General features: G+C 72.8%; 7 protein-coding genes. 4 read left to right on the top strand and 3 right to left on the bottom strand.

Annotated features, from left to right (window positions below; translation table 11 throughout):
- The first annotated feature begins 195 nt into the window (after window positions 1-195).
- From AA75_RS24760 to AA75_RS24745, 4 genes are all read left to right on the top strand, one after another.
- Entirely contained in the window at window positions 196-2,952 is a 2,757-nt protein-coding gene (locus tag AA75_RS24760) for a SpoIIE family protein phosphatase/ATP-binding protein (RefSeq protein WP_082526801.1), read from the top strand.
- A 148-nt stretch (window positions 2,953-3,100) separates the two neighbouring features.
- Window positions 3,101-3,610 (top strand): DUF664 domain-containing protein, encoded by a 510-nt coding sequence (locus AA75_RS24755; RefSeq protein ID WP_033822433.1) that lies wholly within the window; start codon window positions 3,101-3,103, stop codon window positions 3,608-3,610.
- A 95-nt stretch (window positions 3,611-3,705) separates the two neighbouring features.
- Complete coding sequence (locus tag AA75_RS24750) at window positions 3,706-4,638, top strand: amidohydrolase family protein (protein WP_033822432.1); 933 nt, start codon at window positions 3,706-3,708, stop codon at window positions 4,636-4,638.
- Window positions 4,639-4,885: 247 nt separating this feature from the next.
- The gene (locus AA75_RS24745; RefSeq protein ID WP_082526800.1) at window positions 4,886-6,724 is read left to right on the top strand and encodes a M1 family aminopeptidase; all 1,839 of its coding nucleotides are present in this window, start codon (window positions 4,886-4,888) and stop codon (window positions 6,722-6,724) included.
- Window positions 6,725-6,817: 93 nt separating this feature from the next.
- Here the strand turns inward: AA75_RS24745 and AA75_RS24740 are convergent, their stop codons facing one another.
- The 3 genes from AA75_RS24740 to AA75_RS45970 form a co-directional block, all read right to left on the bottom strand.
- A complete protein-coding gene (locus tag AA75_RS24740) occupies window positions 6,818-7,651 on the bottom strand; it encodes a PaaX family transcriptional regulator C-terminal domain-containing protein (RefSeq protein ID WP_033822430.1) in 834 nt (277 codons plus the stop codon).
- A 101-nt stretch (window positions 7,652-7,752) separates the two neighbouring features.
- Window positions 7,753-8,199, bottom strand: coding sequence for a thioesterase family protein (locus AA75_RS24735; protein ID WP_051813248.1), 447 nt, complete (start codon window positions 8,197-8,199; stop codon window positions 7,753-7,755).
- A gap of 18 nt (window positions 8,200-8,217) precedes the next feature.
- On the bottom strand, window positions 8,218-8,971 hold a 754-nt coding region (locus AA75_RS45970; RefSeq protein ID WP_033822429.1), incomplete at its 5' end, for an AMP-binding protein.

Here is an 8,971-nt window from a genome sequence, read left to right as displayed (position 1 = left end):
CGCACGCCCCTCCCATGATCCTCCCTCCTTCCCCCCAAGTCCTCCCAAGTCCCCCCAAGTCCCCCTGAGCCTCCCCCGCGTCCCCTCAAGTCCCCCGCAAGCGGCCCGAAAGCCCGCCGTAAGCCCTCCGTAAGGCGGCCGACGCACGGCGCGAAGTCTTGGCCTCCAGGGACCAGGAGGGGTACACATGGGCATATGGCCCGAATTCCGGGTCGGTCCCGGGTTCCGTCCGCCCCCGAATCCACCGGCCGACGCCCGCAGGACCGGCGTGAGCGTCCCGAACCGGGACGCCGACACGGCCGGCACGGGCAGCCGCGGCCGAGACGGCGTCCGTGGTCCGCGCTGGGCACCCGCAGTGTCGCCGGTCAGGTGTTCGTGCTGCAGGTGGTGATCGTGCTGCTGCTGGTGCTCGCGGTGGGTGTCGAAACGGTCCTGCAGGCCCGCAACGACACCGCGACGGAGGCGCGCAACCGTTCGCTGGCGGTGGCCGAGACCTATGCCAGTTCCCCGGGCATCGTGGCGGCGCTGCGTTCACCGGACTCGACCGCCATCCTTCAGCCGAGCGCGGAGAAGGCCCGGATGAAGGCGGGCGTGGACTTCATCGTGGTGCTGAACACCGACAGCATCCGGTACACCCACCCGATGCCGGACCGGATCGGCAAGAAGTTCGTCGGGAACACCGCCCCCGCGCTCGCCGGCCAGTCCATCACCGAGGAGGTCGACGGCACCATCGGGCACCTGGTGCAGGCGGTGGTGCCGGTGACCGACACCGACGGCACGGTGGTCGGGATGGTCTCGGCCGGGATCAGGACCAGCCGGGTCAGCGACAGCGCCGAACGCCAGCTGCCGATCCTGATCGGCAGCGCGGCCGCCGCTCTGCTCCTGGCCACCGGCGGTGCCGCGCTGGTCAGCCGCCGACTCAGACGGCAGACCCGCGGACTCGGCCCGTCCGCGATGACCAGAATGTACGAGCACCACGACGCGGTCCTGCACGCCGTCCGCGAGGGCGTGTTGATCATCGATGGGGACGGCCGGCTGCTGCTCGCCAACGACGAGGCGGGCCGGCTGCTGGGGCTGCCGCCCGACGCCGAGGGACGGCAGGTCACCGACCTCGGCCTGGAGCGCCGGATGACCGAGCTGCTGGTCTCGGCCCGGCCCGTCACCGACGAGGTGATCGCCGCGGGCGACCTGTTGCTGGCCGTGAACGTCCGGCCGACCGACCGCAACGGCGGACCGCCCGGCCTGGTCGCGACGCTGCGCGACTCGACCGAGCTGCGCGCGCTGTCCGGCAAGGCCGACGTGGCCCGGGGCCGGCTGCGGCTGCTGTACGAGGCGGGCATGACGATCGGCACCACGCTGGACGTCGCCCGCACCGCCCAGGAACTGGCCGACGCCACCGTTCCGGGCTTCGCCGACCATGTGACGGTCGACCTCGCCGAACCGGTGCTGCGCGGCGAGGAACCCGGGCCGCTGACCCGGATGTACCGCGCCGGGCTGGGCAGCATCCTCCCGGACGCGCCGTTCTACCCGGTCGGCGAGGACGTCCCGCTGGTGCCCGGGACCCCGCGGGCACTCGCTCTCGAGCGTGGCCAGCCGGTCACCGAGGACAACCTCGACGAGGCCCTGAACGCCTGGCTGGAGCACGATGCGGACCGGGTCGGCAGGGTGCGCACCGAGGGCGTGCACGCGCTGCTCGCGGTACCGCTGCAGGCACGCGGGGTGGTCCTGGGGATCGCCACGTTCTGGCGTTCGCAGCGCCGGGAGCCGTTCCACGAGGACGACGTCTGGCTGGGCGAGGAGCTGGTGAACCGGGCGGCCGTCTCCATCGACAACGCCCGCCGGTTCACCCGCGAGCACACCATGGCGGTCACCCTGCAGCACAGTCTGCTGCCGGGGGGCCTGCCCGAGCAGAGCGCGCTGGACGTGGCCTACCGGTACCTGCCCGCGCAGGCGGGGGTCGGCGGCGACTGGTTCGACGTCATCCCGCTGCCAGGGGCCCGGGTGGCACTGGTGGTCGGCGACGTGGTCGGTCACGGTGTGCACGCGGCGGCCACCATGGGCCGGCTGCGCACCGCGGTGCACAACTTCGCCTCGCTCGACCTCCCGCCGGACGAACTGCTCGGTCTGATGGACGACCTGGTGAACCGGATCGACCAGGAGCAGGGCGCCGGCGAGGAGGCCCCGATCACCGGCGCCACCTGTCTGTACGCGATCTACGACCCGGTGTCACTGCGGTGCACGGTGGCCCGGGCCGGCCACCTCTCGCCGGCCGTGGTCCGGCCCGACGGCACGGTGGACTTCCCCGAGGTCCCGGCCGGGCCGCCGCTCGGGCTGGTCGGGCTGCCGTTCGAGACGGCGGAGCTGGAACTCGCGGAGGGCAGCAAGCTGGTGCTCTACACCGACGGCCTGGTGGAGGACCGCAACCGGGACATCGACGTCGGCCTCGACCTGCTGCGGGGCACGCTGGCGGGCACCGACCGCACCCCGGAGCAGACCTGTGCGGACGTCCTCGCCCAGCTGCTCCCCGCCAACCCCACCGACGACATCGCCCTGCTGGTGGCCCGGACCCTCGCCCTGCCCGAGGACCGGGTCGCCGAGTGGGACGTACCCGCCGACCCGGCCGCCGTCCGCGAGATCCGCGCGGTGGTGGCGCGCAAGCTGAGCGACTGGGACCTGGACGATCTGGCCTTCACCACCGAGCTGATCCTCAGCGAGCTGATCACCAACGCGATCCGCTACGGCCTGCCGCCGATCCGGGTCCGGCTGATCCACGACCGCACGCTGATCTGCGAGGTCTCCGACGGCAGCAGCACCTCGCCGCACCTGAAGTACGCGGCCAGCACCGACGAGGGCGGGCGCGGGCTGTTCCTGGTCGCCCAGTTCGCCGAGCGCTGGGGTACCCGGTACACCGCCGAGGGCAAGGTGATCTGGGCCGAGCAGCAGCTGCCCTGACCCAACCGCCCCCGGCCGCCCCGTCGCGGGCCCGGCCGGGCCCGCGGCGGCCTCCGATGCCGTCCGCCCGCCCGGCGCGCACACTGGAACGGTGAGGTCCGCCGGGCTCGTCCAGGGCGGGTCCTGCGGTCGGGGTCGAGGAGGCGCCATGAGGAGCACGGACGTGCTGGCCGACGCGTTCGGCCGGATCCGGGAGACCGTGCACGGCGCGGTCGACGGCCTGAGCACCGCGGAGCTGGCCCGGCGGCTGGACCCGGACGCCAACTCGATCGCCTGGCTGGTCTGGCACCTGACCCGGATTCAGGACGACCATGTCGCGGAGGTGGCCGGTAGCGAGCAGATCTGGGTCGCCGGGGGCTGGGCGGACCGGTTCTCGCTCCCCCTCGCCGTCGGCTCGACCGGTTACGGGCACTCCCGCGACCAGGTGGCCGCGGTCCGGGTCGACTCCCCGGACCTGCTGACCGGTTACCACGACGCGGTGTCCGCATCCACGCTCCGCTACCTGCGGGAGCTCACCGATGCGGACCTCGACCGGGTGGTGGACGAGCGGTGGGACCCACCGGTGACCCTGGGTGTCCGGCTGGTGAGCGTCGTCTCGGACGATCTCCAGCACGCCGGGCAGGCCGCGTTCGTCCGCGGCGTGGTCGAACGGCGGTGACCGGCGGCGTGAAGGGAAGCGGTGACCGGCGGCGATCGCGGGCAGCGGTGACGTGCGGCGACCGGTGGCGGTGAGGAACGGCGGGTGGAGGCGGCATGTACACGGATGTGCACGCTCATCTGTGGAGCGACGCCTACCTGGATCGGCTGGAGACCTACGGCCGGACCGACACCGGCGGTCAGCGGGGGCTCGGGGCGGGTGACGGGGAGCGGGAGCTGGCGGAGCGGTTCGCGCGCAACGACGCGGCGGGGATCGGGTGCCAGATCCTGTCCGTCGCGCCGCAGGTGCCGCATTTCGCCGACCGCAACCACGCGGTGAGCGCCGCCCGGCACGCCAACAACCTGTACGCGACGGTGACCTCGCAGCACCCGGACCGCTTCGCGGCCTTCGCCGCCCTGCCCATGCCCCACCTGGACGCCGCGCTGGAGGAGCTGACCCGGGCACTGGACGGCCTGGACATGGCGGGTGTCACGCTCACCACCGACGTGCTGGGGCGGGCGCTGACGGATCCCGGTTTCGTCCCGCTCTTCGAGGAGCTGGACCGGCGCGGCAGCGTGCTGTACCTGCATCCGTCGGGGCAGGCGGCCGGCTCGCCGCTGATCGCGGACGGCCGGATGCGCTGGATGGTCGGCGCACCGGTGGAGGACACCGTGGCGGCGATGGACCTGCTGCTGAACGGCTACCCGGCACGCTTCCCGCGGCTGCGGATCGTGGTGTCGCACCTGGGCGGAGCGCTCCCGATGCTGCTGCCACGGGCCGACGAGCACCTGCGCTGGGAGGCCCCGGAGGTCGCTGAGCCGCCCACCTCGTCCGCTCGGCGACTGCTCTACGACACCGTCGCGCACGGCAACGTCCCGGCGATCCGGCTGGCGGCGCGCGCCCTCGGCGCGGACCGGCTGCTGCTCGGCACCGACTTCCCGTACCAGAGCGGTGACCAGCTGGTCCGCGCCGTGGTCTCGGTCCGGACGGCGCTGCCTCCGGCGGAGGCCGAGGCGGCCCTGTCGCGCGCGGCCACGCTGTTCCGCTGACCGTCTCCCGCCACTGCTCGCGCAATCTCCCCCACTCCCCCAGCCCGACCCGGCCCGGCCCGGCCCGCCCCGGACCGGCCGATCACGGCCACGGTCAAGGCCGGGCAAAGGCTGGCGGGATTGTCTGGCATGCCCCTATCAATAGCCGGGGTTTGCTGCCACGCTTCCTGATGTTCCGTCCGGCCGACAGGTGACGGTCCATCATCCCTTCGGTCCGACGGGCGACCCCCACACCCGAGAGGATCCGATGAGAAGCAGGCTGATATCCCTCATCGCCGGCTCCGTGCTTGTCGCGGCGGCCGGCGCGGCCACGGTGACGGCGCCCCAAACCGCCGTCGCGGCCGACTGCACCGCTACCCAGACCGTTGCCAACAGCGGTTTCGAGGCGGGCACTTCGCCCTGGACCTCGTCGAGCGGCGTGATCACCTCCCGCAGCGGCCAGAGCGCCCACACCGGCACCGCCTTCGCCTGGCTGAACGGCTACGGCTCGACCCACACCTCGAACCTCTCGCAGACCGTCACCCTGCCGGCCGGCTGCACCAAGGCGACCCTGAGCTTCTGGCTGCACATCGACACGGCCGAGACCACCACCTCGACCGCCTACGACAAGCTGACCGCCAAGATCGGCAGCACCACCGTGGCGACCTACTCCAACCTGGACGCCAAGGCCGGGTACGTGCAGAAGTCGATCGACGTGTCCTCGTTCGCGGGACAGACGGTGGCCCTCGCCTTCACCGGCACCGAGGACAGCAGCCTGCAGACCAGCTTCGTGCTGGACGACGTGACCCTCGACGCCTCCGGCGGCGGCACCACCCCGCCCACCACCGACCCGACCCGCACCCCGGCGGCCCCGGCGTACACGGTGAACCTGACCAGCGACGCGAGCGGCGCCACCTGGACCGGCCACGAGAGCGTCAACTTCACCAACGCCTCCCCCACCGCGCTCACCGAGGTCTACCTGCGGCTGTGGGACAACTACCACGGCAGCTGCCCGAGCACCCCGATCACCGTGACCAACGTGACCGGCGGCACCGCCTCCGCGCTGTCCGTCAACTGCACCGCCCTCAAGGTGACCCTGCCCGCACCGCTGGCCCAGGGCCAGAGCGGCTCGGTCGGCTTCGACCTCGGCATCGCGGTGCCCAGCGGCGCCGACCGGTTCGGCCGGGACGGCGCGTTCGCCTTCATCGGCAACGCCCTGCCGGTCCTCGCGGTCCGGGACGGCTCCGGCTGGCACCTCGACCCGTACACCAACAACGGCGAGTCCTTCTACTCGCTGGCCTCGGACTTCACCGTCACCCTCGACCACCCGACGAGTCTGCTCGTCCCGGCCACCGGCACCTCGGTGGACACCCCGGGGACCTCCGGACGGACCGTCACCAAGGCGACCGCGAGCAAGGTCCGTGACTTCGCCTGGGGCGCCGGAGCGTTCACCAAGGTCTCCGGCACCTCGCCGGCCGGCGTGAAGATCAACGTCTACGGCGTCAGCGGGATCAGCACCGCCGACGAGCAGTCCATGCTGTCCACCTCGATCTCGGCGATCGACGCGCACGCCCAGCGGTTCGGCGCCTACCCGTACGGCGAGGCGGACGTGGTGCTGGACAACAACTTCTGGTTCGGCGGCATGGAGTACCCCGGCTTCGTCCTCGACCTGGTCAGCACCACCGCTCTCACCCACGAGCTGGGCCACCAGTACTTCTACGGCATCGTCGGCGACGACGAGTACAACAGCCCGTGGCTGGACGAGGCGTTCACCGACTACGCCACCGACCTGGCGCTCGGCAAGACCGGGACCAACTGCTGGAGCAGCACCTCCTGGGCCTCCTCCGCCGAGAAGATCACCAACTCGATGGCGTACTGGGACGCGCACTCCTCCCGCTACTCCACCGTGGTCTACAACTACGGCAAGTGCGCCCTGCACGACCTGCGCCGGGTGCTCGGCGACACCGCGATGACCAAGCTGCTCCACGACTACGCCCAGTCGCACTGGTACGGCGTCTCCACCACGGCCGAGTTCAAGGCCGCGGCGCAGGCCGCCACCACGACCGACCTGACGTCCTTCTGGACCCAGCACCGGATCGACGGCTGACCGGCGGACCCGCGTCCGGCGACCCGACCGGTACGACCGGTACGACCGGTACGACCGGTACGACCGGCTGACGCCCCGGCACCCGCCGGGGCGTCAGCCGGCGGCCGGCTCCAGGCCGGTCACCTTGACCACGTGCCGCAGGCTCGGTTCGGCGAGCCTGCGGTGCAGGTCGGTGAAGACCCGGCGGGCCTCGACGGCGTTCCAGTCGGCGGGCAGCAGCTCGGTCGGCAGGCCGGGGTCGAGGTAGGGCAGGCGGCGCCAGTCGTTGAGCATCGGCACGTACTCGCGGAACGCCTCGACCTCGTCGATCCGCGGGTACTGCCCGAGCTCCTCGGCGACCGGCCGGTAGGTGCCGGTGAAGGCCGCGTACTGGGCCTCGATGGCGGGGAAGTCCCACCAGGAGCTGACCGCCTGCTCCAGCTCCGCGAACCCGGCGTAGTCGGAGGTGAAGAGGTGGACGTACTCGCTCAGCCCGAGGCGTTCCAGCATCCGCCGGGCGTCCGGCAGCAGGCGGGCGGGGGCGAGCCAGACGCCCGGCGAGGCGTTGCCGAAGCCGAGCCAGGTGAGCCGGGAGCGCAGCTGGTGGCGGTGGGCGCGTTCGGACTCGGGCACCGAGAAGACGGCGAGCACCCAGCCGTCCGCCAGCCGGGCCGGCTCCAGGCTGCCGAAGATCCGCCGGTCGCCCTCGTCGAAGACCGGTGCCATCTCGGGGCCGAGCCGGTAGCCGGTGCCGTCCCGGCGCTCCTGGACCAGGGTGCCGGCCTTCTTCAGGCGGGAGATCGCGGAACGTACGGAGGGGCCGTCGACGTCCAGCTCGGCCATCAGGCCGATCAGGTCGGCGATCGAGATCCAGCCGCCCAGCCGGCGGACGAACTCCCCGTAGACCGTGCTGATCAGGGCACTGGGCCGGGCCGTCGACTCCGACATGGGCACCCTTCCTCCGCTGATGGTCAGGTGATCATACCGAGCGGGGACCGACGCTCCGGGCAGCCCGGGGCCGGGTCCGGCCGCCGGGCCCGGACCGCATCTCACAGCAGCGTCTGCGGATGCTGCGGCCCAGTCCCGGTGAGCAGTCTCCTGGCCTCCTCCGGCCAGGGCGCGGCCCCCTTTGCGGTCGCCGCCGAGTGCACCACCGACATCCGGCCCGCCGCGGCGCGGCCCTCCGGGCCGTGCACGTCGAAGGCGTAGTGCAGCGAGCTGGTACCCACCCGGTCCACCCGCAGCTCGACCCGGACGGTGTCGCCGAACCACAGCCGGGTCAGGTAGTCCGCCTCGAAGTGCACCCGGGGGATGCTCCCGAACAGCCCGTCGAGGCCGAGCCCGCGCAGCAGGGCCGCCTCCGCCGCCTCGGCCCAGCGCAGCACGGCCGAGAAGTGGTGGTGCCCGGCCGCATCGGTGTCCGACCATTCGACCCGGCGCTCGACGGTGACCGACGGGAGGGCGGCGGCAGGCGCGGGGGCGGTGGGGTGGTCCATGGTGGTGCCTTTCGTCGGTCAGCCGGTGGCGCCGCGGGCCCGGCGGCGGAGTTCGGCGCGCTGGAGCTTGCCGCTGGAGTTGCGCGGCAGTTCGGTGACGAACTCGACCGCGCGCGGGTACTTGTACGGGGCGATGGTCCGCTTGACGAAGTCCTGCAGCGCGGCGGCGGTGGCCGGGCCGGCGGCGGCGCCCGGGCGCAGCACCACGTAGGCCTTGGCGATGGTGCCGCGGTGGTGGTCGGGGGCGGCGACGACGGCGCAGTCGGCGACGTCGGGGTGGGCGGCCAGGGCCTGTTCGACCTCGGGGCCGGCGATGTTGTACCCGGCCGAGACGATCATGTCGTCGCTGCGGGCCTGGAACCAGAAGTAGCCGTCGGTGTCGCGGATGTAGGTGTCGCCGGTGATGTTCCAGCCGTCGCGCACGTAGCTGAGCTGCCGGTCGTCGGCCAGGTAGCGGCAGCCGGTCGGGCCCTTGACGGCGAGCAGGCCCGGCTGCCCGTCGGGGACGGGCCGGCCGTCCTCGTCCAGGACGGCGGCCCGGTAGCCGGGCACCGGGCGGCCGGTGGCGCCGGGGCGGATCTCGCCGTCGGCGGCGGAGATGAAGACGTGCAGCAGTTCGGTGGCGCCGATGCCGTCGATCAGCCGCAGTCCGGCCGTGGTGTGGAAGGCGTCCCAGACGGCGGCCGGCAGGGACTCACCGGCGGAGACGCAGCAGCGGACGCCGGCCAGGCGGTCGGCCAGCCCGGCCTGCATGATCGCGCGGTAGGCGGTG

It is taken from the genome of Kitasatospora sp. MBT63 (assembly GCF_000710465.2).
Lineage (GTDB): Bacteria > Actinomycetota > Actinomycetes > Streptomycetales > Streptomycetaceae > Kitasatospora.
The sequence above is the reverse complement of the archived record's forward strand: the minus strand, read 5'-3'. Positions and strand labels throughout refer to the sequence as shown.

Coding starts and splice junctions, on each gene's coding strand:
- AA75_RS24750 (WP_033822432.1), top strand. CDS start 3,706: ATGTACACGGATGTGCACGCTCATCTGTGGAGCGACGCCTACCTGGAT.
- AA75_RS24740 (WP_033822430.1), bottom strand. CDS start 7,651: ATGTCGGAGTCGACGGCCCGGCCCAGTGCCCTGATCAGCACGGTCTAC.
- AA75_RS24755 (WP_033822433.1), top strand. CDS start 3,101: ATGAGGAGCACGGACGTGCTGGCCGACGCGTTCGGCCGGATCCGGGAG.
- AA75_RS24735 (WP_051813248.1), bottom strand. CDS start 8,199: ATGGACCACCCCACCGCCCCCGCGCCTGCCGCCGCCCTCCCGTCGGTC.
- AA75_RS24760 (WP_082526801.1), top strand. CDS start 196: ATGGCCCGAATTCCGGGTCGGTCCCGGGTTCCGTCCGCCCCCGAATCC.
- AA75_RS24745 (WP_082526800.1), top strand. CDS start 4,886: ATGAGAAGCAGGCTGATATCCCTCATCGCCGGCTCCGTGCTTGTCGCG.